Genomic DNA, 25135 nt, shown 5'->3' with positions numbered 1-25135 from the left:
CAATCGGAGGTGAACCACCATGAGCAATCGCGCCATCATCGTCGTCGATATCCAGAACGACTATTTCCCGGGGGGCAAATACACCCTCGACAAGATCCAGCAGGCGGCCGAGAACGCCCGCGACGTGATCGACGCCGCCCGCAGCAAGGGCGACAGCGTGATCCATGTCCAGCACATCTTCCCCGATCCCTCGGCCCCCTTCTTCATCGCCGATACCGAAGGGGCAGAGATCAACCCCATCGTCGCCCCCCAGCCGGGCGAGACGGTCGTGGTCAAGAACCACCCGAACCCCTTCCTCAACACCGACCTGAAGTCGCGTCTGGACGGCGCTGGCATCGAGGAAGTCGTGATCGTCGGCGCGATGAGCCATATGTGCATCGACGCCACCGCCCGCGCGGCCAGTGATTTCGGTTACAAGACCAGCGTCGTGCAGGACGCCTGCGCCACCCGCGATCTGGAGCATGGCGGGATCACCATTCCGGCAGCACAGGTCCATGCCGCGATGATGTCCTCGCTGGGCTTTGCCTATGCCGCGATCATCGACGCGCAGGATTACATCAAGGGCTGAGGCCCGGCGCGGCCTGCCCCTGCGGGTGGGCCGCATTCCCGCCTATCCGGCGAAACTTGCGCCGATGACCTGATCCGCCGCCGCATCGGCCAGCGCGCCGCTGAACCGGCCCCGCGCGCCCGTCAGCCGCGTCCGCGCGAAGACCTCAGCGACCGTGTGCCCCTGCCGCAGCAGGGCTGAGGCCGACAGCAGAAGCGCCGTATTTTCGACAAACCAGCGTGCTTCGGCCTCAGGGATCTCGCCCGACCAGCGATCTCGATACTGGTTGAGGTTTGCGTCGTAATCAGTTGAAAAGCCGCGCGCCGCATCGAGCTCCTCTGCCAGAACCTCGGCAGCCAGCGGCTCTCGCCTCAAGCTGCGCAGCGCATCAAGGCAGATCACATTGCCCGAGCCTTCCCAGATGCCATTCAGCGGTGCTTCGCGATACAGCATCGGCATCATCGTATCCTCGACATAGCCCATGCCGCCCAGCATCTCCATCGCCTCGCAGGTGACCAGCGGACACAGCTTGTTGGCGTGATATTTGGCAATCGCCACGGCAAGGCGCGCATAGGCCCGATCCTCGGGTGTGGCTCGGTCGAAGCGTCCCGCGACATGCAGCCCCAGAGCCAGCGCGCCGATCCAGTCCAGCGCCAGATCGGCAAAGACCGCGCGCATCAGCGGCTGGTCGATCAGCCGTTTCTGGAAGCTCGTGCGATGGGCGATCCAGTGATGCGCCTCGCGCAGGGCCGCGCGCATCAGGCCGCATGGGGCCAGCGCGGTGTCCAGACGGGTATGGTGGACCATCTCGACAATGGTGCGGATGCCGTCGCCCGGCGCGCCAATCGGGATCGCGCGCGCACCGGCATATTCGATCTCGGCCGAGGCGTTCGCGCGGTTCCCCAGCTTGTCCTTCAGCCGCTGGATGTTGATCGCATTGCGCCCCTCGGGCAGCCAGCGCGGGACCAGAAAACAGCCCAGCCCCTGCCCGGTCTGCGCCAGCGTCAGGAAGCCATCGGACATGGGGGCCGAGCAGAACCATTTATGCCCCGTCAGCCGCCACATCTCACCATCCGGGCGGGCCTCGGTCAGGTTCGTGCGGATGTCCGAGCCACCCTGCTTTTCCGTCATGGCCATGCCAATGGTCAGCCCGGCCTTCTGGCCCATGGGCTGCACGGACGGGTCATAGTCACGTGACAGAATGCGGCCCGCCCAATCCCCCAGCCCCGCCCGGCGCAGCACCGGGACCGAGGCATAGGTCATGGTCAGCGGGCAGCAATGCCCCGGCTCGACCTGGCTGGCCAGATAGACCTGACAGGCATGGGTCGCATGGCCTGCAGGCGCGGGCTCCCATGCGACGGCGTGATACCCGGCCGCCGTCGAGGCCTGCATGAAGGCGTGATAGGCAGGGTGAAAGCGGACCTCATCCAGCCGCCGCCCGGCAAGGTCAAACTGCTGCAATTCCGGCGGATGGCGGTTCGCGTCACGCGCCAGATCGCGCATGCGGCGCGTCCCCATCAGCGCGCCATAGCCCGCGACCGGGTCAGCGTTGACGCCCACCCCGCCCGCAAGCTGGCGCAGCACCGGATCGTCCTGCCAGAGGTCGCGGTCGCCTGCGGCCTCGGGCTGATTGGTCACCACATGGGTGCCCAGATCGCTGCGCGGTGGCATGGTCATGGCGGCCCTCCCAGTATTCACCAGATGAGCCGATCATAGCCCGGCTTTTTCCGCCGCGCGCGGGCCTTCTTCGGGCAAAGGAAGGGGGCGCTTTGCGCCCCCCGCCGCTTACAGGATGCCCGGCAGGTTCAGGCCATGTTCACGCGCACAATCCAGCGCAATGTCATAGCCTGCGTCGGCATGGCGCATGACGCCCGTCGCCGGGTCGTTCCAGAGGACGCGGGCCAGACGCGCATCGGCGTCTTCGCTGCCGTCACAGCAGATGACCATGCCCGAATGCTGCGAGAAGCCCATGCCCACGCCGCCGCCGTGATGCAGCGACACCCAGGTCGCGCCCGATGCGGTGTTGAGAAGCGCGTTCAGCAGCGGCCAGTCGGACACCGCGTCCGAACCGTCCTGCATCGCCTCGGTTTCCCGGTTGGGCGAGGCGACCGAACCCGAATCCAGGTGGTCGCGGCCGATGACGACCGGAGCCTTCAGCTCGCCATTGCGGACCATCTCGTTGATGGCAAGGCCCGCACGGTGGCGATCCCCCAGACCGATCCACATGATGCGCGCCGGCAGGCCCTGGAACGCGATGCGCTCTTGCGCCATGTCCAGCCAGTTGTGCAGATGCGGGTTGTCGGGGAACAGTTCCTTCATCTTGGCGTCGGTCTTGTAGATATCCTCCGGATCGCCCGAGAGCGCGGCCCAACGGAAGGGACCGATGCCCCGGCAGAAGAGCGGGCGGATATAGGCGGGCACGAAACCGGGGAAGGCAAAGGCGCGGTCAAAGCCTTCTTCCAGCGCCATCTGGCGGATGTTGTTGCCATAATCGACGGTCGGAATGCCCATATCGTGAAAGGCGACCATCGCCTCAACCTGCTTGCGCATCGAGGCGCGGGCGGCTTTCTCGACACCTTTCGGGTCGCTTTCCTGACGCGCACGCCATTCGGCGACGGTCCAGCCAATCGGCAGATAGCCGTGAACGGGGTCGTGGGCCGAGGTCTGGTCGGTGACGATATCGGGACGCACGCCGCGCTTCACCAGTTCCGGGAAGATCTCGGCGGCGTTCCCGATCAGCGCGACCGATTTCGCCTCACCCGCTTTGGTCCAGCGGTCGATCATCTCCAACGCCTCATCAAGGCTATGGGTCTTTTCATCGACGTAACGGGTGCGCAGACGGAAATCGGCGCGGGTTTCGTCGCATTCGACGGCCAGACAGCAAGCGCCCGCCATGACAGCGGCCAGCGGCTGCGCGCCGCCCATACCGCCAAGACCGCCGGTCAGAACCCATTTGCCCTTGAGGTCGCCGTTATAGTGCTGGCGGCCCGCCTCGACAAAGGTTTCATAGGTGCCCTGAACGATGCCCTGCGTGCCGATATAGATCCACGAGCCCGCCGTCATCTGGCCATACATCGCCAGACCCTTCTTATCGAGCTCGTTGAAATGGTCCCAATTCGCCCAATGCGGCACGAGGTTCGAGTTCGCGATCAGGACGCGCGGCGCATCCTTGTGGGTCTTGAAGACACCGACCGGCTTGCCGGACTGGACCAGCAGCGTCTCGTCGAGTTCCAGCTTCTTCAGGCTATCGACGATCAGGTCGAAGTCCTTCCAGGTCCGCGCAGCGCGGCCGATGCCGCCGTAAACCACCAGCTCATGCGGGTTTTCGGCGACGTCGGGGTGCAGGTTGTTCATCAACATCCGCATCGGCGCTTCGGTCAGCCAGCTTTTCGCGGTGATCTCGGTGCCGGTCGCGGGGTAGATGTCGCGGGTATTGTGACGGGGATTGTCCATGTTCGTCTCCGTTCAGGCCAGCATATTGCCGGAAATGATAATGCGTTGAATTTCCGATGAACCTTCGTAGATGCGCATGATCCGAAGGTCCCGATTGATCCGTTCGATGGGGAAGTCGCGGGTATAGCCATAGCCGCCATGCAGCTGCAGCGCGGTGTCAGCAATCTTGCCCGCAGCCTCTGATGCCGCGAGTTTCGCCATGCTCGCGGCAAGCGAGAAACGCCCGCCTTTGCCGTGATGGACCGCATCGCGCTGACGCGCAGCGTCTTGGCTCAGCAGCAAGGCCGAGCGGTAGGCCACGCCCATATCGGCGATCATCCAGCGGATGCCTTGACGATCCGACAAAGCCTCGCCGCCGATCACCCGATCCTTGGCGTAAGCAATCGCCGCTTTCATCGCGGCCTCAGCAAGACCAAGGCACTGCGCCGCAACCTCGATCCGGCCATTGTCCAAGACCTGCATCGCGGTGCGGAAGCCCTTGCCCTCTTCGCCAAGAAGGGCGTCTTCGGGCAAGGTGATGTCGATATTCAGCGTAAAGACATGACCGCCTTTCAGCCCCATGGTCTTTTCCGCAGGCCCCGCTTCAAGCCCCGGCGTGCCTTTCGGAACGATGAAGGCGGAAATGCCGCGATGGGCTTTTTCGGGGTCGGTCACCGCATAGAGCACGATGAAATCAGCGACACCACCGTTCGAGATGAAGCATTTCGTGCCCTTGATCTGCCAACCGCCATCAACGCGGCGGGCGCGGGTCTTCATATCGGCGGGGTCGGACCCGGCAGTCGGCTCGGTGAGGGCGAAAGCGCCAAGCGCCTCGCCCGACGCGGCTTTCGGCAGCCAATGCTGCTTCTGCGCCTCGGTCCCGCCGATCAGGATCGAGTCGGTCGCGAGATAATGCGCCGTCAGCGCGGACGCCGTCGACCCGCAAGCCCCCGCAACCAAAGCGACTGCCCGCAGCAGCGCCGGGGCCGAAATGGCCGAACCGTCATATTCTTCGGGCAGGTTCGCGCCCATCATGCCCGCCTCGCCAAGGGTGCGAAGCTGGTCGTGGACGAAGGCCGAGGTCTCATCGGTCTGATGGGCCAGCGGCGCGATCTTCTCAGTGCAGATGCGTTCCAGAACGTCGCAGAACATGCGTTCTTCATCGTTCAGCATGTGCCATTCGTCTTGCGCGCTCATTCCGTCTTCTCCAGCCCAAACTCTTTAAGCACCGCATCGAGATCGCCGCCCAAGCGGGGGGCGGAGGTCGCGGCAATCGGCTTTGCGCCGTCAAAACGCACGGGCTGACCGATGACGGGTGCCGAGCCAAGCACCGGATGCGGCAGATCCGTCACCAGCCCACGCGTCACCGCATGGTCATTGGACGCGGCCTGCGCGATGTCCCAGATGGGCGCGCTTGGCAGACCGACATCAGACAGCGCCTTCACCGCCTCGTCGGTCGAAAGGCCCGACGACCATGCCTCAACCAGAGCCTTCACCGCAGGTTCATGCTCGGTCCGGGATTCGTCGGTGGCAAAACGCGGGTCGTCCGCAGCCTCCGGCGCGCCGATCAGATCGGACAGCGCCTTGAATTGCTTCGGGTTCAGCACGCAAACAGCCACCTGCCCGTCCTTCGTCGCATAGCAGCCGAAGGGCGTCGACAGCGGGTGGCGGTTGCCGACGCGCTTCGGCAGCGCGCCCGCGTAAAGATGCAGCGCGTGGCTGGTGGTGAGCATGGAAAAGAGCGCGTCATACATCGCGACATCCAGCGTCGCGCCCTGCCCCGTCTTGTCGCGCTGCACCAGCGCCGCCATGATCGACCAGCTTGCAAACAGCCCCGCGATCAGGTCGGCCACGCTTTCCCCGGTCTTCAAGGGCGCGCCGCCTTCCTCGCCCGTCCCGGCCATCAGCCCGGACATCGCCTGCACGACCAGATCATAGGCGGGCAGATCCTTGAACGGCCCCTCCTGCCCAAAGCCCGAGATCGAGCAGTAGATGAGCTTCGGATTGCGCGCCCGCAGCCCCTCGGCCCCAAGGCCAAGCCGGTCGGCGACACCGGGGCGGAAGTTTTCGACCACGATATCGACGTGATCCGCCATGTCCTGCGCGAGCTTCAGATGCGCGGGGTTCTTCAGGTCCAGAACGACGCTTTTCTTGCCGCGATTGTTCAGCGTGAACAGCGCGCTTTCGCCGTCCTTGAAGGGGCCGATATGGCGGTAATCATCGCCATGCGGGGGTTCGAGCTTGATGACCTCCGCCCCCAAATCAGCGAGCAGCGCGGTGCAATACGGCCCCGCCAGCACACGGCTGAGGTCCAGAACCTTGATGCCCGAAAGCGGCCCGCTCATTTCGCGCCTGCGAGCTTTGGGGCAAGCGCCTCCAACGCCTCAAGGATCGCGCGAAGGGGTGCACGCATCGCTTCGGCCTTCGCCTCATCATAGGCAAAGGGGGCCGCTTCCGTGGTCAGGTGGCTCGATTGCGCAAGCTCCATCTGGATCGCGTGGACGCCCTGACCCGGCTGGCCGTAATGGCGCGTCGTCCAGCCGCCCTTGAAGCGACCGTTCAGGACATGGGTGCGCCCCGTGGCGGCGGCGATGTCGAACACCGCCTTTTCAATCGCCGCATCGCAGGTCGCGCCAAGGTTGGTCCCAATGTTGAAATCGGGCAGCGTGCCTTCGAACAGGAACGGGATATGGCTGCGGATCGAATGGCAATCATAAAGGATCGCCACACCGTGCTTTGCCTTCACGCGCTCAATCTCCGCCGCAAGTGCCGCGTGGTAAGGCGCGTGATAGGTTGCCTTCCGCTCAGCAATCTCGGCCTCACTCGGCTCTTCCAGCCAGATCGGCGCGCCGTCGAAATCGGTCGTGGGCACGAGGCCGGTGGTATTCTGCCCCGGATAAAGGCTCGCATCATCCGGGCCACGGTTCGCGTCGATCACATAGCGATGAAAGAGCGCGCGGACCTTGGTCGCGCCGGGCAAAAGCCCATCATAGAGCTTTTCGATATGCCAATCGGTATCCGCAAGCTCCTGCCCGCGCGGGTTCAGCTTCGCGCGGATGGCATCCGGGACAAACGTCCCGGTATGCGGCAGGCCGAGGATGACCGGGCTATCGCCTTGGAAAACCTCATGCGTTTTCACGGGGCGACCTCCTCGATATGCGCTTCGGGGATGACGTCGAGCAGCGCGCCAGAAGCGACGAGGGTCGCGCAGGTTGCAAGATCGGGGGCCATGTAACGGTCCTGATCGAGCGCCGAGACGTCCTTGCGCAGCCGCGCAATCACGTCCTGCAGCGGTTTCGAGGTCTTGAGCGGCGCGCGGAACTCAACGCCAGCCGCCGCACAAAGCACCTCGATCCCGATGATATGGGCGAGGTTCTGGTTCATCCGCTTCAGCCGACGCGCACCGTGGGCGGCCATCGACACGTGATCCTCCTGGTTCGCCGAAGTGGGCGTCGAGTCGGTCGAACAGGGGTTCGCGAGATGCTTGTTTTCACTCATCAGCGCGGCGCTGGTCACTTCGGCAATCATCAGACCCGAGTTCAGGCCGGGATCGGGGGTCAGGAAGGGCGGCAGGTCATGCGACAGCGCCGGGTCCACCATCAGCGCGATGCGGCGCTGCGAGATCGCGCCGATCTCGGCAATCGCCAGCGCGATCATGTCGGCGGCGAAGGCCACAGGCTCGGCATGGAAGTTCCCGCCCGACACGATCTGATCGACATCGGTCAGGACCAGCGGGTTGTCGGTCGCGGCATTCGCCTCAATCTCCAGCGTGCGGGCGGCTTGGGTCAGCACGTCGATGGCCGCCCCCGTCACCTGCGGCTGGCAGCGGATGCAGTAAGGGTCCTGCACGCGCGTATCGCCTTCGCGGTGGCTTTCGCGAATCTCGGACCCGTCCATCAGGTCGCGGATGACGCGGGCGGCGAGGATCTGGCCGCGATGGCCGCGAAGCTGGTGGATTTCGTCAAAGAAGGGCGCGGTCGAGCCCATGATCGCGTCGGTTGAAAGCGAGGAAGACACCAGCGCATTCCGCGCCATGCGGAACGCGGTAAACAGACCCGCCAGCGCGAAAGCGGTCGAAACCTGCGTGCCGTTGATGAGCGCAAGGCCCTCTTTCGCGGCCAGAACGATGGGCTTCAAACCGGCAGCGGCCAGCGCCTCGGCGCCCGAATATTCCTTACCCTTATAAGTCGCGCGCGCCTCGCCCAGCATCACGGCGGCCATGTGGGCCAGCGGCGCGAGGTCGCCCGATGCGCCCACCGAACCCTGCGACGGGATCACCGGCAGGACGCCCTTGGCGAGCATGTCTTCGATCAGGCGCACAACCTCGGGACGGACGCCCGAAGCACCACGGCCAAGGGACAGAAGCTTCAGGGTCAGGATCAGGCGGACCGTTTCTTCCTCGACCGGTTCGCCGACGCCGCAGCAATGCGACAGGATCAGGTTGCGCTGAAGGGTCGCGGTGTCTTCCGGCTTGATCTTGATCGATGCGAGTTTGCCAAAGCCCGTGTTCACCCCGTAAACCGGGACGGTCCCATTCGCGGCCTTCGCGATCCGGGCGGCGGCGGCGTCAATGCCCGGCCATGCGCTATCGGCGAGGCGAACCGACAGGCCTTCGCGCCAGACGCGCTCTAGCTGGTCGAGAGTGGTTTCGCCGGGGGTGAGGATGATCTCAGACAAGTTTGCCTCCGAAAACGCGGGCGTGGATGGGATTGAAACCGATGCGATAGGTCAGCTCGGCCGGGTGTTGGACGTCCCAGATGGCCAGATCGGCGCGTTGACCGGCGGCGAGGGTACCGCGATCAGTTAGGCCAAGCGCCTTCGCCGCATTGCGGGTCACGGCGGTCAGGCATTCAGCGGGCGTCAGACGGAAGATCGTCGCGCCCATGTTCATGGTCAGCAGAAGCGAGGTCAGCGGCGAGGTGCCGGGGTTCGCGTCGGTCGCAAGCGCAATCGGCACGCCTGCATCACGCAGCGCCTGCACCGGCGGATAAACGGTTTCGCGCAAAGTATAGAACGCGCCCGGCAACAGCACCGCAACAGTCCCGGATTTCGCCATCGCGTCAACGCCGTCCTGCCCGAGCCATTCGAGGTGATCGGCGGACAGCGCGCCCCGCTCGGCGGCCAGCTTCGCGCCGTGAAGGTCGGAAAGCTGTTCGGCATGGAGCTTGATCGGCAGGCCAAGCTTTGCGGCATGGTCAAAGACCAGCGCCATTTCGTCGGGGCTGAAGGCGATGCCTTCGCAGAAACCGTCGACCTGATCGATCAGATCCTCGGCATGGGCGCGGTCCATGCCCGCAATCACCACATCGCGGATATAGCCCGCACGGTCGTCCTTATATTCCGGCGGCAGCGCATGGGCCGCCAGCCAGGTCGTCACGACATGCACCGGGCGCTGTTCGCCGATCAGACGGGCGACGCGCAGCATCTTCATTTCGCTGTCGATGCTGAGGCCATAGCCCGACTTGATCTCGAGGGTGGTGACGCCCTCGGCCAGCAGGTGATCGACGCGCTTCAGGGCGGTTTTCAGCAGCGACGCCTCATCGGCTTCGCGGGTGTTCTTGACCGAGGAGACGATGCCGCCCCCTGCCCGCGCGATCTCTTCGTAACCCGCGCCTTCCAGCCGCATCTCGAATTCGCGGGCGCGGTCGCCGCCGTAAACGATGTGGGTGTGGCAATCGACCAGACCGGGGGTGACCAAGCGCCCCCCAAGATCAGTCGCTGGGGCCGAGGCATAGTCGGCGGGAAGCGATTTCGTCTCACCGACCCAGACGATTCGGTCACCGTCGATCACGACGGCCGCATCTTCGATCAGGCCGTAACCATCTGAGTTCGCGTCAATAGTTGCGACTGAGGCATGGGTGAAAACTTGCATCTTTCCTGCCTTGGATTGTTTTTCGTTCAGTGATATGTCTAAACTTAATGATCGCGCCGGGCAAGGAGATTATGGTGACGAAACTCTGGGCACAGCGGGCCTTGCTGCCCGACGGATGGGCGGAAGATGTGGCGGTCACGCTGGGCGGCGATGGCCGCATCACGGCGGTCGATGCGAATGCCGCACCTGAGGGTGAGCGGGTCGAGCTGCTGCTTCCCTCGGTCGCGAACCTGCATTCCCACGCCTTCCAGCGCGCCATGGCGGGCCTATCCGAGGCCAAGGGCAGCGAACCGAAGGACACGTTCTGGACCTGGCGCCAGATCATGTACCGCTTCCTTGACGTGCTGACGCCCGAGGATGTCGAGGCCATTGCCGCACTGGTGCAGATGGAGATGCTCGAGGCCGGGTACGCCACGAATGTCGAGTTTCACTATCTGCATCACCAGCCCGACGGCACGCATTACGCCAATCTGGGCGAGATGTCCGAGCGCATCGCCGCCGCCGCCAGCCGCACCGGGATCGGGCTGACGCTGCTGCCCGTGCATTACCAGTTCGGCGGCATCGATGGCCGCGCGCTTGGTTCGGGGCAGCGCCGCTTTGGCACCACGCCCGACGAATTCCTGCGCCTCGCCGACAGCGCCGAGGCCGCGCTGCGCCACCTGCCCGCCGATGCGGGGCTGGGCATCGCCCCGCACTCGCTGCGCGCGGTCAGCAAGGAAGGCCTGCGGATGACCGCCGCGATGCGCCCGGGCCGCCCCATGCACATGCATCTGGCCGAGCAGATCCCCGAGGTCGAAGAGATCCGCGCCGGTTACGGCCTGCGCCCGGTCGAATGGGTGCTGGAGAATTGCCCGGTGGATGATCGCTGGACCTTCATCCACCTGACCCACATGACCGACGACGAAACCACGCGGCTGGCGCAGACCGGCGCGGTCGCGGGCCTCTGCCCGATCACCGAATCGAGCCTTGGCGACGGCATTTTCAACGGCACCGTCTGGAAGGATGCGGGCGGGCGCATGGGCTTCGGCTCGGACAGCAATATCCGCATCTCGCTGACCGAAGAGATGCGGACGATGGAATACAGCCAGCGCCTGCGCGACACCGCCCGCGCCATCATGGCCGAGCCCAAGCGCTCAACGGGCCGGGTGCTTTACGAGGTCGCGCTGGCGGGCGGCGCTTCGGCAGCCGGGCGCGACAGCGGCGCGATCCGGGCGGGGAACTGGGGCGATCTGGTCGCGGTCTCGTTGACGAACCCGGTGATGGCGGGGCGACAGGCTGACACGATGCTGGACAGCCTGATCTTTGCGGGCAGCGACGCGCTGGTGCGTGACGTCTGGTCAGCGGGCCGACATGTCGTCAAGAATGGCCAACACCGCGAACATGACGCTATCATCGCGGATTATCTGGCAACCATCTCTCGGCTTCAGGAACGAATGTGACCCTCAAAAGCGGCCCGCCCGGCAATTCGAAGGCTCAGATGATCGTGGAGGACGTCCGTCGCCGCATCGTCGATCGCGAATGGCAACAGGGCGACCGCATCCCGGACGAGGCCGAACTTGCCGTCGAGTTCGGCGTCGCCCGCGCCACGGTGAACAAGGCGCTGCAGATTCTGGCCGAAGAGGGGCTTCTGGACCGCAAGCGCCGCGCCGGGACGCATGTGACGGTGAACCCGGCGCGCAAGGCCACCTTCACCATCCCCATCGTGCGCGAGCAGGTGGAATCGGCGGGCATGGCCTATAGCCACCGCGTCGTCGCCCAGAAGCGCAGCCCCGCCCCGCCCGAGATCGCCAGCCGCATGCGCCTGCCCGAGGGCGCGCCCCTGATCCATCTGCGCACCGTCCATATGGGCGACGACCAGCCCTTTCAGGTCGAGGATCGCTGGATCAACCCCGCCGCCGTCCCCGAGGTCGAAAGCGTCGATTTCCGGCAGGTGAACGCCAATGAATGGCTGGTCCGTCATGCCCCCTATCTGCGCGCCGACCTGACATTCTCGGCCGAGAACGCCAATGCCCGCGACGCGCGGCTTCTGGACACGCGGCAGGGGCATGCGCTGCTGATCATGCAGCGGACGACATGGAACGATCTGGGGGCGATCACCTCGGTCCGGCTGTCCTTCTATCCGGGCCATATGGTGACGACGGATCACTGACCGGGCCAAAGAAAAATGGCGCCCGATAGGGCGCCATTCTTGTTTCATTTCGCGCATCCCGCCTTAGGGGATCAGGCGGGCGATGATCAGATCGGCAGCCTCTTCGGCGCTGATCTGCGTCGTATCGATGCGGATTTCGGCAGCATCCGGCGCTTCATAGGGCGAATCGATGCCGGTGAAGTTCTTCAGCTGGCCCGAGCGCGCCTTGGCATAAAGCCCCTTCACGTCCCGGCCTTCCGCCACCTCCAGCGGGGTGTCGACGAAGACCTCGATGAACTCGCCCGGCTGCATCATGCCGCGCACCATGTCGCGTTCCGACCGGAAGGGCGAGATGAAGGCCGTCACCACGATCAGACCGGCATCGGTCATCAGCTTGGCAACCTCGCCCACGCGGCGGATGTTTTCGACGCGGTCGGCCTCGGTGAAGCCCAGATCCTTGTTCAACCCGTGGCGCACGTTGTCGCCATCCAGCAGGAAGGTGTGGCGGTTCATCCGCGCCAGCTTCTTCTCGATGATATTGGCGATGGTCGATTTGCCCGAGCCCGACAGACCCGTCAGCCACAGCACCGCCGGTTTCTGGTGCTTCATATTGGCATGGTGGTCGCGGCCGATGTCGGTCGCCTGCCAGTGGATGTTCTGGGCGCGGCGCAGGGCGAAATGGATCATCCCGGCGGCCACCGTGCGGTTGGTCATCTTGTCGATCAGGATGAAGCCGCCCAGATCGCGGTTCTCGGCATAGGGCGCGAAGGGGATCTCGCGGTCGGTGGTCACGTTCGCCACGCCAATCGCGTTCAGATCCAGCGTCTTGGTTGCCAGATGCTCCTGCGTGTTGACGTTCACCTCGTATTTCGGGGCGTGGATGGTGGCCGAGACGGTCTGCGTGCCGATCTTCAGCCAATAGGCGCGGCCGGGGACCATTTCCGCCTCGTCCATCCAGACGATGGTGCTTTCGAACTGGTCGGCAACCTCCAGCGGGGCCTGAGCCGCAACGATCACCTGCCCGCGCGAGCAGTCGATTTCATCGGCCAGCGTCAGCGTGACGGATTCGCCCGCCACCGCCAGATCGCGGTCGCCCTCAAGGCTGACGATGCGCGCGATGGTCGAGGTCTTGCCCGAGGGCAGCACGCGGATCTGGTCACCCGGGCGCACCGTGCCGCTGGCGATCAGCCCCGAGAAGCCGCGGAAATCCAGGTTCGGGCGGTTGACCCATTGCACCGACATGCGGAAGGGCTGGGACTGCTCGACCGTGGCGTCGACCTCGACCGTTTCCAGATGCGGCAGCAGCGCGGTGCCCGTGTACCAGGGCATGTTGTCGCTGAGGCCGGTGATGTTGTCGCCCTTGAAGCCGGAAATCGGGATCGCGGTGAAGCTTTCGATGCCGATGCTTTGGGCGAAACTGGTGTATTCGGCGACGATCCGGTCAAAGGTGGCCTGATCGTAGTCGACCAGATCCATCTTGTTCACCGCCAGCACGATGTGGCGGATGCCCAGAAGCTTGACTAGATAGCTGTGGCGGCGGGTCTGCGTCAGCATGCCCTTGCGCGCGTCGATCAGAATGACCGCCAGATCGGCAGTCGAGGCGCCGGTCACCATGTTGCGGGTGTATTGTTCGTGGCCGGGGGTGTCGGCGACGATGAACTTGCGCTTTTCGGTCGCGAAGAAGCGGTAAGCCACGTCGATGGTGATGCCCTGCTCACGCTCGGCGGCAAGGCCGTCGACCAGCAGCGCAAAGTCGATCTCCTGCCCCTGCGTGCCGACGCGCTTGCTGTCGGCCTCGAGCGTCGCCAGCTGGTCCTCGAAGATCATCTTGCTGTCGTAAAGCAGCCGTCCGATCAGCGTCGACTTGCCATCATCGACCGAGCCGCAGGTGATGAAGCGCAGCATGGTCTTGTGCTGGTGGGTTTCCAGATAGGCGTCGATGTTTTCGGCAATCAGCGCGTCGGTTTTGTAAATCGGGTCGTTCACGGTCATTTGGGTCACCTGAGTTCGGTGGAATGTCTTGGGGGCGAAGAACGGGGCTTAGAAGTAGCCTTCCTGCTTCTTCTTCTCCATCGAGGCGGCCTGATCGTGGTCGATCGCGCGGCCCTGGCGTTCCGAGGTCGTGGTCAGCAGCATTTCCTGAATGACCTCGGGCAGCGTCGTCGCATGGCTTTCGACCGCGCCGGTCAGCGGATAGCAGCCCAGCGTCCGGAACCGGACCGAGCGCATCACCGGCTCTTCGCCCGCGTTCAGGCGGAAGCGCTCGTCATCGACCATCAGGATCAGCCCGTCACGCTCGACCGTGGGGCGCGGGGCCGAGAAATACAGCGGCACGATCTCGATGCCTTCCAGATGGATGTATTGCCAGATATCCAGCTCGGTCCAGTTCGAGATCGGGAAGACGCGCACGCTTTCGCCCTTGGCCTTGCGCGCATTGTAAAGCCGCCACAATTCCGGGCGCTGGTTCTTCGGGTCCCAGCGGTGATTGGCCGAGCGGAACGAGAAGACGCGTTCCTTGGCGCGCGACTTTTCCTCATCCCGGCGGGCGCCGCCGAAGGCCACGTCAAAGCCGTATTTGTCCAGCGCCTGCTTCAGCCCCTCGGTCTTCCACATATCGGTGTGAAGCGAGCCGTGGTCGAAGGGGTTGATGCCCTTTTCCACCGCCTCGGGGTTTTGATAGACCAGCAGCTCCATGCCCGCATCTTTGGCCGCCTTGTCGCGCAGCGCATACATGTCGCGGAACTTCCAGGTCGTGTCGACATGAAGCAGCGGGAAGGGCGGCGGTGCCGGATAGAACGCCTTCTTCGCCAGATGCAGCATGACCGCGCTGTCCTTGCCGACGCTATACAGCATCACTGGATTTTCGGCTTCGGCCACCACCTCGCGCATGATGTGGATGCTTTCGGCTTCCAGCCGCTGCAGGTGGGTCAGGGATTTCAGGCTCATGGTCAACATCTCGGTCAGAAAAGAGTTGACGGTCATGTAGCGGCGTGCCTTTGTCATTTTACCCCCCATATGGGGGGAAATTTCTGAATGTGACGGAATTCCGCCCATCGCTGCCGAAGCCGATATCCTGAAGGCACTTTATGCCGCCGCCTCCGGCCTGCCCGACACCCCGGCCGAGGCGGATGCCGGCTGGCCGGGGTTTCTGGCGCTGATCGCCGCGCATACCGGCGCGGAACGGGCGTTTTTGCAGATCAGCGCGGCGGGGCGGCCTGCGCAGTCATGGCAATCAGGCCACGACCTCTTGCCGCAGATCGACCCCGATCAGATGCGCGCGAACCGGCTTTATTCGCAGGTCGATCTGCCGGGCCTCATGCCGCGCGACCAGCCGCTGCGGGCGCTGAAGGCATCCTTTGACGCGGGGGGTCATGCGGTGCTGCTGCTGGCCCGCTCTGACCGCGATTTTCGCGCCATCGAGGGGATGCAGCTCGCGAACCTCGCGCCCTTTCTGCCGCAGGCGCTGGTGATCTGGCGCGGGCTTCAGGATGAACGCATGCGGGCGCGGCTGGAGCGGCAGATCTCAAGCGATCTGGGCGTGGGCTGGATGCTGTTCGGCCCGGCGGGCAATGTCACCAGCCTGTCCGGGAAGGCGCGCGATCTGCTGCAAGCCGTGCCCGGCCTGCGCAACCGCCCAATGGGTTGGCTGGAACTTCCGGGCGAAGATATGGCGCAGGCCCTGCACCGCGCGCTGACCGAGGCGCAGGCCACGGGCCAATCCTCCTCCCCCGTCGATCTGTCGCCCGATCTGCAACTGACGCTTCTGCAGGCCGAGCCGGGGCTGGTCGGCATCCTGCGCGCCGCGCCGCGCGGGCGCAGCCTGCCGCTGGAGCGGGTCACCGCCGCCCATGGCCTCAGCCGCAGCGAGGCGCGGCTGGCGCTGCTGCTTTGCGACGGCGCCAGTCTGGCCGAGGCCGCCGAGGAACTGGGCTGGACGGTCGAGACCGCGCGCAGCTGCTCGAAGCAGGTCTTCGCGCGCATGGGCGTGAAGGGCCAGGCCGCCGTCATCCGCCGCCTGCTGAACGGCACACTGTGGCTGGGGCAGGATTGGCCGCGCCCCTCCTGACCTGCCCCTGACCATAGCCGCAATCCCCGCCGCCGCATCTTGACGCGCCCCCGCAAGCGGCCTTGACTGCGCGCCAAGAAGGAGACGACGCATGAAATACCTTATCGCAACCCTCGCCACCGCGCTGAGCCTCTCGGCCGCCCCCGCCATCGCGCATGGCATGCTGTCGGGGTCCGAGCCCACCGATGGCGAGGTGCTGACCGAGGCCCCGGAAGCCGTGCTTCTGGAATTCAGCGAGGATCTGGAGCCTGCACTCAGCAAGGTGACCGTCACCGACAGCACCGGCGCGCCGGTCGAAACCGCTGCCCCTGTCACGGACGAGGGCGCGAATACCCTGCGCCTTGACCTGCCCGAGATCGCGCCCGGCACCTATAAGGTCGACTGGTCGGTGACCTCGGTCGACACGCACAGCACCAGCGGCAGCTACAGCTTCACCCTGAACTGACCCGCACCGGTGCCGGTTTTCGAGCTGATCGCAGCGGGATTGCGCGGCCTGCATCTGGCCGCGCTGGCGCTTTGCGCGGGGCTTCTGATCGTCGGCTTGCTGCGCGGCGCGGCCTATCCGCAAACCCGCCTCGCGCTGCTGGCGGCCCTCGCCAGCGGGGTTTTGTGGTTTGCGGCGCTGGCCCAGATCACCGTCGCGAAGCCCTTCCCGCAGGCGCAATGGATCATGCTGACCCAGACCGGCTTCGGCCTCGTCATGGCGCTGCGGCTGGGGTTTCTGACGCTGGCGCTGATCCTGCCCCGCTGGAGGCTTGGGCCGGTCGTCGTGGCGATCCTGCTGCAACCCCTGCTGGGCCATGGCGCGGCGCTGCCCGAGCCTGTTCAGCAGGCGGGCGCGCTGCATGTTCTGGCGGGGCTCGCTTGGGCCGGGGCGCTGCCGGTGCTTCTGCTCCTGCTCCGCGATGATCCGCAGGCGGGACTGCGGGCCGCACGGCGCTTCAGCCCGCTGGGCGTCCTTCTGGTTCTGGCGCTGTCGCTGGGCGTCTACGGTCAATGGGGACTGGTCGGGGGCCTCTACGGGTTGCTCGGCACGGCCTATGGCAAGCTGCTGCTGCTGAAATCGCTGGGCCTTCTGCTGATGCTGACCTGTGCTGCGCTGAACGGGCTGCGCTTTGCGCGGCGCGGCCAGATCCTTGCCCTGCGCCGCAGCCTGAGGGTCGAGGCCATCGCCGGGATGCTGGTCATCCTGCTGGCCGGGCTCATGGCCACGCAGCAACCCGGCGCGCATGCGGTGGTGGTCTGGCCCCTGCCCTGGCGCCCGGTCGCCTGGCTGATGGGCGATCCGGTGCTGCGCGCGCGCTTTGTCGCGATGCTGCCGCCGCTGGCGCTGGCCGGGGCGCTGATCCTTGCCGCGCTGGCGCTGCTGATCTGGTCGCGGATCGGCGCGCTGGTCCTGATGCTGGCTGCGGGTTTCGTGATCTGGGCCACGCCGCGCGTGCCGCTGGCCGAGCTTCTCAGCCCCGCCTATCCGACCTCGTTCCAGCATTGGGACCAGCGGCGCACGGCGACCTCGCTAACGGCGGGACGCGCGCTTTACATGCGCGATTGCGCGGGCTGCCATGGCGCGGATGCGACGGGGGGCAAGGGCGTGCCGGACCTCAGCTCTTCCAGCTTCGTGCTGGCCTTTGACGGCGACTGGTTCTGGCAGATTCGCCACGGCATCCGGAAGGACGGCCAGCCCATGATGCCCGCCCAGCCACAGCTGACCGATGCCGAGATCTGGCAGGTGATCGACCATCTGCGCGCCAATGCCAGCGCGCTCAACATCGATGCCGAGGGGCGCTGGCTGATGCCCGCCAAAGCCCCGGTCCTGCGCCTGCGCTGCACCAACGACGAGCGCGGCCGCGCCACCGACCTGTCGCGCCCGCCCTTGGGCCAGATGATCTATTGGGGTCTGGGCACGACGCCCGCACCCGTCCTGCATCTGCCGCCCGAAAATTGCGCCCCGCCCGACGCGGCCGCTCTGGCGGCGCTGAAGGGGCTGGGGACGGCCTCGCCCCTGACAGGCCTCTTGGTCGACGGGCAGGGCTATCTGCGCCAGTCTTGGGACCATCCGCCTACGCCAGAGGAGCTGGAGGATGCCGTTTTCTTCGCCACGGCCATGCCCGCCCGGCCCTTTGGCCACCAGCACTAAGCCTGTCGTCGGGCCGGGGCAGATCGGCCCTTGCAGAACCCGCAATCCCCCGCTACCCATTTTCCCGTCGGTTTCCGTAAGGAATTGAAAGGGAATCCGTCACGAGGCCCCGGCCCCGTGAACCGGAACTGCCCCCGCAACTGTAGGCGGTGAGGCCACTGCATCAGCCACTGTGACCTTGGGTCATGGGAAGGCGCAGCGGCCCGCGACCCGTCAGTCAGGAGACCTGCCGACGCGTGCAACTTTAGCGACCCGGGCGGGGTGTCCGGGAAGGTGTCGGATGAAACGTCTTCTGAATTGCCCTTGGGCAAATCTTCCGCAAGCGGGTCTGGACCCGCGCATGCCTTCCTGCCGGTCTTCGGTCGCGCATCTGACCGGAGGTCTTCATGCTATATAAATCACTGGCCGTCCTGATGGCAGGATCGGCCCTGGCCGCCCCTGCGCTGGCCGAAACCACCTATCCCCTTCAGCTGCAGAACTGCGGCGTCGAGGTCAGCTTCCCCAAGGCCCCCGCCTCGACCGTCACGGTCGGGCAGGCCGCGACCGAGATCCTTTATTCGCTGGGACTGGCCGAGAAGGTCACCGGAACCTCGGTCTGGTTCACCGAGGTCCTGCCCGAATACAAGTCCGCGAACGACCAGATCGAGCGGCTGGCCGACAATGACCCGAGCTTCGAAAGCGTGGTCGCCAAACGCCCCGAGCTGATCTCGATCCAGTATGAATGGCATGTCGGCCCGCAGGGCATCGTCGCCACGCGCGAACAATTCGCCGATGTCGGCATCCCGACCTATATCCTGCCCGCCGATTGCACGGGCAAGGACAACACCGTCGGCTCGGACGGCACGCGCAGCGCGATGTTCACCATGGACGGGATCTATCAGGGCGTGACCGAACTGGCCGCGATCTTCGACGTGGCTGATCGGGGCGAGGCACTGGTCACCGACCTGAAATCGCGCGAGACCGCCGCCATCGACAGCGCGAAAGCGCTTGGGCTCACCGATGCCTCGGCGGTCTTCTGGTTCTCTTCGGCGGAAATGGACATCGACCCCTATGTCGCCGGCAGGAAGGGCCCGCCCGCCTATATGATGAACGCGCTTGGGCTGAAGAACATCATCGAAAGCGATGAGGAATGGCCGGTCGTCAGCTGGGAAACCATCGCCCGCGCCAATCCCTCGGTCATCGTGATCGCCAAGATGGACCGCCGCAGGTTCGAGGCCGATGATTATGAAAAGAAGATCGAATTCCTGAAATCCGACCCGGTCACCAAGGAAATGGATGCGGTCAAGAACGACCGGATCGTGGTGATCGACGGGCATTCGATGGACCCCTCGATCCGCAACATCGCAGCGCTTGAAGTGCTGGCCGATGCGCTGCCGAAGTTCGACCTGAAATGAAAGGTCCGGCCAGCCCGAAGGGTCTTGCCCTGACCGTCACGCTTTGCGTGGCGGGCGGGCTGGCCATGCTGCTTCTGGCCGTGCTGGCCGGAACCGTGATCGGGGAGGCACCGCTGCCCCTGACCACCGTGGGTGAGGTGCTGGCCGTGCGCCTGTTCGGCGCCGCGCATGCGCTGGACCCGATCGATGCCGGGATCATCTGGAACTACCGCCTGCCCCGCACTCTGGTCGCGGCCGCCTGCGGCGCGGCGCTGGCGCTGTCGGGGCTGGTCCTGCAATCGCTGGTGCGGAACGCGCTGGCCGATCCCTATCTGCTGGGCGTCTCGGCCGGGGCCTCGACCGGGGCGGTCGCGGTCACCATCTTGGGCGTCGGGGGCGGTGTCATCGGCATCTCATCTGGCGCGTTCATCGGCGCGGCGTTGGCCTTCGCACTGGTCGCGGCGCTGGCACGCGCGGCGGGCGGCGGCTCGGCGCAGATGGTGCTGGCGGGCATCGCGGGCTCGCAGCTCTTCAACGCCCTCACCTCATTCTTCATCGCAAAATCCGCCAATGCCGAGCAGGCGCGCGGCATCATGTTCTGGCTGCTGGGCAATCTGTCGGGCGTGCGCTGGCCGGATGTCTCGCTGGCCGTGCCGGTCGCGGTCGCGGGCTTTCTGGCCTGCCTGATCCATGCCCGCGCGCTCGACGCCTTCTCATTCGGGCGCGAATCTGCAGCGGCCCTTGGCGTGCCGGTGCGCCGCGTCCAGCTGCTGCTGATCGGCGCCGTTACTCTGATGACGGCGGTGATGGTCAGCCTTGTGGGCGCCATCGGCTTTGTCGGGCTGGTCATCCCCCATGCCGTGCGCTTCGTCACCGGCCCGCGCCATTTCCGCCTGATCCCCGCATCCGCCCTGACCGGAGCGGTCTTCCTGATCGCCGCCGATATCGTCTCGCGCATGCTGATCGCGGGTCAGGTCGTGCCCATCGGCGTCGTCACCGCGCTGGTGGGCGCCCCCGCCTTCGCCCTGATCCTGATCCGCAACCGGGTGCAGGCATGAGGGTCGAGGCGCAGGGCATCGGCTGGCACGCCTCGGGGCGCGGCATTGTCGAGGGCGTCGATCTGGTGCTGGAACCCGGCGAGACCTTTGGCCTGATCGGGCCGAATGGCTCGGGCAAATCGACGCTGCTGCGGCTGATCGCGGGGCTTTTGCCGCGCGCCGAGGGGCAAGTGCTGCTGGACGGCCGCCCCATCCACCGCATGCCGCGACGCGAGATTGCCCAGCGGATCGCGCTGGTCGCGCAGCATGCCGACACCACCGATACGCTCAGCGTGCGCGATGCGGTCGAACTGGGCCGCACGCCCTGGCTCTCGGCCTTCGCGCCCTTCGGCCCCGAGGATCGCCAGATCGTCGACGAGGCGCTGGCCGCCGTCGAAATCGCGCATCTGGCGGGTCAGCGCTGGCACTCCCTTTCAGGCGGAGAGCGCCAGCGCGTGCAGATCGCCAAGGCGCTGGCGCAGAAGCCGCGCCTGCTGATGCTGGATGAGCCGACGAACCATCTGGACATCCACCACCAGCTGTCGCTCTTGCGGCTGGTCGGCGGGCTGGGGATGACCGTGGTGATGGCGCTTCATGACCTCAATCAGGCGATGGGCTGCGACCGGGTTGGCGTCATGCAGGCAGGCCGCATGATCGCCTGTGGCCCGCCTGCCGAGGTGATCTCGCCGGGGTTGCTGTCGGAAACCTTCCGGGTCGGGGCCTCCTGCCTGACCGATCCGCGTGACCAGAGCCTTCTCTATCGCTTCCACATTCTGGAGAATGACCGATGAAACATGCCGCCCTTGCCCTGTTCCTGATGGCCTCCCCTGCTTTGGCCGAGGTGCACGAGGTCAAGATGCTGAACCGCAACGATCAGGGCTCGATGATCTATGAACCGCAGTTCCTGCGCATCGCGCCCGGCGACAGCGTCCGGTTCCTGCCGACCCAGCCCGGCCATAACGCCGCCACCGTCGAAGGCATGCTGCCCGAAGGGGCCGAGCCGTTTCGCAGCAAGATCAATCAGGAATTCGAGGTCACCTTCGACGTCCCCGGCACCTATGGCATCAAATGCTCGCCGCATTTCGCCATGGGCATGGTGATGCTGGTGCAGGTGGGCGACGGCGCGATCTCCCCGATCCCCGAGGGCCTGCCCAAGCGGGCCTCGGAACGCTTCGTCGAGATTGCCGCCGCCGCGAAGGACTAGGCCCCGGCCGCGCCTGCCCGCACGTCCATCTTGCGCCACGCTGGGCAAGCTGCCAGTTTTCGTCGCAGGATGGATGGATCACGAAATCTGGCAGCCAGGCTGCGACGCGGCGCGGGGTGGATGGCCCCGGCAGGCCCCGGCCGGGGTCTGCGCTGGTCGTTGCAGACCGCCTTGGCGCTGGTCGCGGTGGGCGTGACGGTCTTTCTGGCCCATCATTTCGCCTATCGCCATTATCTGACCGCCGGTTATGGCCGGGCCGAGACGGTGTTGCGGCTGACCGTCAACGCGCTGGAGGCCGATCTGGCGCGCCATCAGGTCGTGCCCGAACTGATCGGTGATTTCGACCTGATCCGCGAACTGGCCGCCGACCCGGACAACGCCGCCCTGCGCGATCAGGCCAATCAATGGCTGGCCGAGCAGAATGACGATGTGCAGGCCTCGGACATCTATCTGATCCTGCCGGATGGCGAGACGATCGCCGCCTCGAACTATCTCAACGATCTCAGCTTCGTCGGGCAGAATTTCAGCTATCGGCCCTATTTCATCGAGGCGATGGCGGGGCATCCCTCGCGCTTCTACGGGGTCGGGACGACCTCGGGCGTGCGGGGCTATTTCTTCTCGGCCCCGGTGCGGGATGATGCGGGGCGGGTGATCGCGGTGGTCGCCGTCAAGATCGGCGTCGACCGGATCGAGGAAGGCTGGCGCGGCGGCGAATACCGGGTGCTGGTCACCGACCCCGAGGGGCTGACGTTCCTGTCGTCAGAACCCGGCTGGCGCTATCGCAGCCTTGGCCCGCTGACCGCCGAGCGGCTGACCCGCAGCGAAACCGTGCGCCGCTATGCCGAGACGGACCTCTCGGAATTCCCGCTGGAGCATCTGGTCCAGCACGGCATGAACATCCTGCGCATGCCCGACGACCCCGCCCAGCCCGACCGCAACCGCCGCGACTATATCCAGGCCTCGCAGCCGATGGAGGAGGCGGGCTGGACCGTCCATGTCCTCTTGGATGACGCCGCCCTGCGGTCCGAGGCGCAACTGGTGGTCTTCAGCGTGGTGCTGGTGATCTTCGCGGCCTTCATCGGCGCGCTGCTGTGGCATCAGCGCCGGACGCAGGCGGCCGAGCGGCTGGCCCTGCAGGAATATGCCACCGCCGAGCTGGAACGCCGCGTGACCGAGCGCACCGCCGATCTGGCCCGCGTCAACAGCCAGCTGGAGCAGGAAATCAGCGAACGCCGCGCCACCGAAATTGAACTGCGCAATGCGCAGGCCAATCTGGTGCAGGCGGGCAGGCTGGCGGCGCTTGGCCAGATGTCGGCCTCGCTCTCGCATGAGATGAACCAGCCACTGGCGGCGGCCCGCAACTATGCCGACAGCGCCGCCATCCTGATCGAGCGCGGCGAATTCGCCGAGGCGCGCGACAATATTGCCCAGATCCTTGCGCTGGTCGACCGCATGGCCGCCATCGGCAAGCATCTTCGCCAAGCCGCGCGCAAACCCGATGAGCAGCGCGCGACGACCGATCTGGCCGTGCTGCTGTCTGAAACCCGCATCATCGTCGAGGCGCGGCTGGCCGCGGCGCGCGCCACGCTGGAGGCTGATCTGCCCGCCGATCTGCCGCCTCTGGGCGTCGGTCCGACACGGCTTCAGCAGGTGCTGGTGAACCTGATCACCAATGCCGCCGATGCGGTCGAGGGGGTCACGGACCGGCGCATCCGCCTGACCGCACGGGTCGAGGGCGATGAGGTCGTGATCCGCCTGCGCGACCACGGCCACGGCATTCCCGAAACCGCGATGGCGCGCATCTTCGATCCGTTCTTCACCACCAAGCCCATGGGCGCGGGCATGGGGCTGGGCCTCTCGATCAGCGCCGGGCTGATCAGCGACATGGGCGGCCGGATCGCCTGTCGCAACCTGCATCCGGGTGTCGAATTCACCCTGCATCTGCCCGCCGCCCGGCAAAAAGGGGTCGCGGCATGAGTGCGATGGCGACGGCCCGCGTCCTCTTGGTCGATGATGACGACGCCATGCGCGTCTCGACCGCGCAGGCGCTGCGGCTGGCAGGGTTTCAGGTCGATCCCGTCTCCAGTGCCGAGGAGGCATTGGCCCTGACCGGCCCCGCCTTCACCGGCGCGGTGGTCAGCGACATCCGCATGCCCGGCATGGACGGCATGACCCTGCTGGGCCGCCTGCACGAGATTGACGCCGAGATCCCGGTGATCCTTGTCACCGGCCATGCCGAGGTGCCCCTCGCGGTCGAGGCGATGCGCAGCGGGGCCTATGATTTCATCGAAAAGCCCTTCGTGGTGCAGGATCTGGCCAATGTACTGCGCCGCGCGCTGGAGACCCGGGCGCTGGTCGTCGACAACCGCCGCCTGCGCGCTGTCGCGGGCAAGCGCGACGATATCGAGGCCCGCCTGCCCGGCCGCACGCAGGTCATGGTCGATCTGCGCTATCGGCTGCGCGCCATCGGGGCCTCTGACGCCGATACGCTGATCATCGGCCCGACCGGCGCGGGCAAGGATGTGGCGGCGCGGGCGCTGCATGACCTCTCGGGGCGTGCGGGCAAGCCATTCGTCACCATCAACTGCGCCGCCCTGCCCGAGGCGCTGATCGAAAGCGAGCTGTTCGGCCATGAGGTCGGCGCCTTCCCCGGCGCGCTGCGCCCGCGCTATGGCAAGTTCGAACATGCGCGCGGCGGCACGGTGCTGCTGGACGAAATCGGCTCGATGCCCTTGGAATTGCAGGCGAAGCTTCTGCATGTGCTGCATGACCGGGTGATCACGCGGCTGGGCTCGAACGATCCGGTGGCGCTGGATGTGCGCTTCATCGCGACCTCGAAAACCGATCTGGCCGAGGCCGTGGCGGCAGGCCGCTTCCGCGAAGATCTGTATTGGCGGCTGAACGTCGCCGCCGTCCATGTGCCACCGCTGTCGGCCCGGCGCGAGGATATTCCGCTGCTGTTCCTGCATCTGCTGCGCGAATCCGCCGCGCGCCATGGCGTGGCAGAGCGTGCCATCCCCCCCGCCTATCTGACCGCACTGGCCGGGCGCGACTGGCCGGGCAATATGCGCGAACTTCGCAACCTGACGGAACGCGTCGTGCTGGGTCTGGAATCGGCGGATCTCGCGGCGGACGGTGATGCGCGGCTGGCCGAGCGCATGGCCGCCTATGAGCGCAGCCTGATCTCGGGCGCGATTGCGGCGCATGGCGGGCGGCTGAAACCGGTCTATGAGATGCTGGGGATTTCGCGCAAGACGCTCTACGACAAGATGCAGAAACACGGCATCGACCGCCATCTGATCGGCGACAGTCCCGAGGATCAGGACTAACCCGAGGCCC

21 protein-coding genes and 1 riboswitch are annotated in these 25135 nt (G+C 65.8%); of the genes, 12 read left to right on the top strand and 9 right to left on the bottom strand.

All coding sequences use genetic code 11. The features are described from left to right. Positions 1 to 19: 19 nt before the first annotated feature. Positions 20 to 568, top strand: a complete 549-nt coding sequence (locus IQ24_RS06535; RefSeq protein ID WP_145397002.1) for a cysteine hydrolase family protein — start codon at positions 20 to 22, stop codon at positions 566 to 568. A 42-nt stretch (positions 569 to 610) separates the two neighbouring features. Here the strand turns inward: IQ24_RS06535 and IQ24_RS06530 are convergent, their stop codons facing one another. From IQ24_RS06530 to hutI, 7 genes are all read right to left on the bottom strand, one after another. After that, the gene (locus tag IQ24_RS06530; protein WP_145397001.1) at positions 611 to 2224 is read right to left on the bottom strand and encodes an acyl-CoA dehydrogenase family protein; all 1614 of its coding nucleotides are present in this window, start codon (positions 2222 to 2224) and stop codon (positions 611 to 613) included. 108 nt (positions 2225 to 2332) lie between these two features. Next, positions 2333 to 4000, bottom strand: a complete 1668-nt coding sequence (gene hutU, locus IQ24_RS06525) for a urocanate hydratase (RefSeq protein WP_145397000.1) — start codon at positions 3998 to 4000, stop codon at positions 2333 to 2335. A gap of 12 nt (positions 4001 to 4012) precedes the next feature. Continuing rightward, positions 4013 to 5176, bottom strand: coding sequence for an acyl-CoA dehydrogenase family protein (locus IQ24_RS06520; RefSeq protein WP_145396999.1), 1164 nt, complete (start codon positions 5174 to 5176; stop codon positions 4013 to 4015). Further along, on the bottom strand, positions 5173 to 6324 hold the full coding sequence (locus IQ24_RS06515) for a CaiB/BaiF CoA transferase family protein (RefSeq protein WP_145396998.1): 1152 nt from the start codon (positions 6322 to 6324) through the stop codon (positions 5173 to 5175). The genes IQ24_RS06520 and IQ24_RS06515 overlap by 4 nt, the downstream gene beginning before the upstream one ends. Then, the gene (gene hutG / locus IQ24_RS06510) at positions 6321 to 7118 is read right to left on the bottom strand and encodes an N-formylglutamate deformylase (protein WP_145396997.1); all 798 of its coding nucleotides are present in this window, start codon (positions 7116 to 7118) and stop codon (positions 6321 to 6323) included. The genes IQ24_RS06515 and hutG overlap by 4 nt, the downstream gene beginning before the upstream one ends. Next, positions 7115 to 8656, bottom strand: coding sequence for a histidine ammonia-lyase (gene hutH / locus IQ24_RS06505; protein WP_145396996.1), 1542 nt, complete (start codon positions 8654 to 8656; stop codon positions 7115 to 7117). Before hutH ends, hutG begins: the two co-directional genes overlap by 4 nt. Further along, entirely contained in the window at positions 8649 to 9851 is a 1203-nt protein-coding gene (gene hutI, locus IQ24_RS06500) for an imidazolonepropionase (RefSeq protein ID WP_145396995.1), read from the bottom strand. Before hutI ends, hutH begins: the two co-directional genes overlap by 8 nt. A 74-nt stretch (positions 9852 to 9925) precedes the next feature. Between hutI and IQ24_RS06495 the strand changes: the two genes are divergently transcribed. Further along, positions 9926 to 11290: a formimidoylglutamate deiminase gene (locus IQ24_RS06495; protein ID WP_145396994.1), complete on the top strand. Its 1365-nt coding sequence runs from the start codon at positions 9926 to 9928 to the stop codon at positions 11288 to 11290. Then, a complete protein-coding gene (locus IQ24_RS06490; protein WP_242007953.1) occupies positions 11287 to 12000 on the top strand; it encodes a GntR family transcriptional regulator in 714 nt (237 codons plus the stop codon). Before IQ24_RS06495 ends, IQ24_RS06490 begins: the two co-directional genes overlap by 4 nt. Positions 12001 to 12063: 63 nt before the next feature. On the opposite strand, the gene cysN is transcribed toward IQ24_RS06490, so the two are convergent. Beyond that, on the bottom strand, positions 12064 to 13971 hold the full coding sequence (gene cysN / locus IQ24_RS06485; RefSeq protein WP_145396993.1) for a sulfate adenylyltransferase subunit CysN: 1908 nt from the start codon (positions 13969 to 13971) through the stop codon (positions 12064 to 12066). Positions 13972 to 14019: 48 nt separating this feature from the next. Further along, on the bottom strand, positions 14020 to 14925 hold the full coding sequence (cysD, locus tag IQ24_RS06480) for a sulfate adenylyltransferase subunit CysD (RefSeq protein WP_145397112.1): 906 nt from the start codon (positions 14923 to 14925) through the stop codon (positions 14020 to 14022). A 301-nt stretch (positions 14926 to 15226) separates the two neighbouring features. Here cysD and IQ24_RS06475 point away from each other — a divergent pair, with 301 nt between their 5' ends. The 9 genes from IQ24_RS06475 to IQ24_RS06435 all read left to right on the top strand — a co-directional run bounded on the left by IQ24_RS06475 (position 15227) and on the right by IQ24_RS06435 (position 25125). Beyond that, a complete protein-coding gene (locus IQ24_RS06475; protein WP_145396992.1) occupies positions 15227 to 16045 on the top strand; it encodes a helix-turn-helix transcriptional regulator in 819 nt (272 codons plus the stop codon). A 91-nt stretch (positions 16046 to 16136) separates the two neighbouring features. Next, entirely contained in the window at positions 16137 to 16490 is a 354-nt protein-coding gene (locus IQ24_RS06470; protein WP_145396991.1) for a copper resistance CopC family protein, read from the top strand. 9 nt (positions 16491 to 16499) lie between these two features. Next, positions 16500 to 18182, top strand: coding sequence for a c-type cytochrome (locus tag IQ24_RS06465; protein WP_145396990.1), 1683 nt, complete (start codon positions 16500 to 16502; stop codon positions 18180 to 18182). Between the two features lie 51 nt (positions 18183 to 18233). Continuing rightward, a riboswitch (cobalamin riboswitch) is annotated at positions 18234 to 18430 on the top strand. 138 nt (positions 18431 to 18568) lie between these two features. Then, positions 18569 to 19576 carry an ABC transporter substrate-binding protein gene (locus IQ24_RS06460; protein ID WP_145396989.1) on the top strand — a complete coding sequence of 336 codons (1008 nt, stop codon included), beginning with the start codon at positions 18569 to 18571 and terminating at the stop codon, positions 19574 to 19576. Further along, positions 19573 to 20613 (top strand): FecCD family ABC transporter permease, encoded by a 1041-nt coding sequence (locus tag IQ24_RS06455; protein WP_145396988.1) that lies wholly within the window; start codon positions 19573 to 19575, stop codon positions 20611 to 20613. The genes IQ24_RS06460 and IQ24_RS06455 overlap by 4 nt, the downstream gene beginning before the upstream one ends. Continuing rightward, positions 20610 to 21383, top strand: coding sequence for an ABC transporter ATP-binding protein (locus IQ24_RS06450; RefSeq protein ID WP_145396987.1), 774 nt, complete (start codon positions 20610 to 20612; stop codon positions 21381 to 21383). Before IQ24_RS06455 ends, IQ24_RS06450 begins: the two co-directional genes overlap by 4 nt. After that, positions 21380 to 21796, top strand: a complete 417-nt coding sequence (locus IQ24_RS06445) for a pseudoazurin (protein ID WP_145396986.1) — start codon at positions 21380 to 21382, stop codon at positions 21794 to 21796. Before IQ24_RS06450 ends, IQ24_RS06445 begins: the two co-directional genes overlap by 4 nt. A gap of 120 nt (positions 21797 to 21916) precedes the next feature. Continuing rightward, positions 21917 to 23773: a sensor histidine kinase gene (locus IQ24_RS06440; protein WP_145396985.1), complete on the top strand. Its 1857-nt coding sequence runs from the start codon at positions 21917 to 21919 to the stop codon at positions 23771 to 23773. Between the two features lie 5 nt (positions 23774 to 23778). Then, positions 23779 to 25125 carry a sigma-54-dependent transcriptional regulator gene (locus tag IQ24_RS06435; protein WP_145397111.1) on the top strand — a complete coding sequence of 449 codons (1347 nt, stop codon included), beginning with the start codon at positions 23779 to 23781 and terminating at the stop codon, positions 25123 to 25125. Positions 25126 to 25135: the final 10 nt, after the last annotated feature.

Origin of the sequence: Paracoccus sulfuroxidans, from assembly GCF_007830335.1 — a bacterium.
GTDB classification, from domain to species: domain Bacteria; phylum Pseudomonadota; class Alphaproteobacteria; order Rhodobacterales; family Rhodobacteraceae; genus Paracoccus; species Paracoccus sulfuroxidans.
This window is presented reverse-complemented; position numbering and strand designations above follow the sequence as displayed.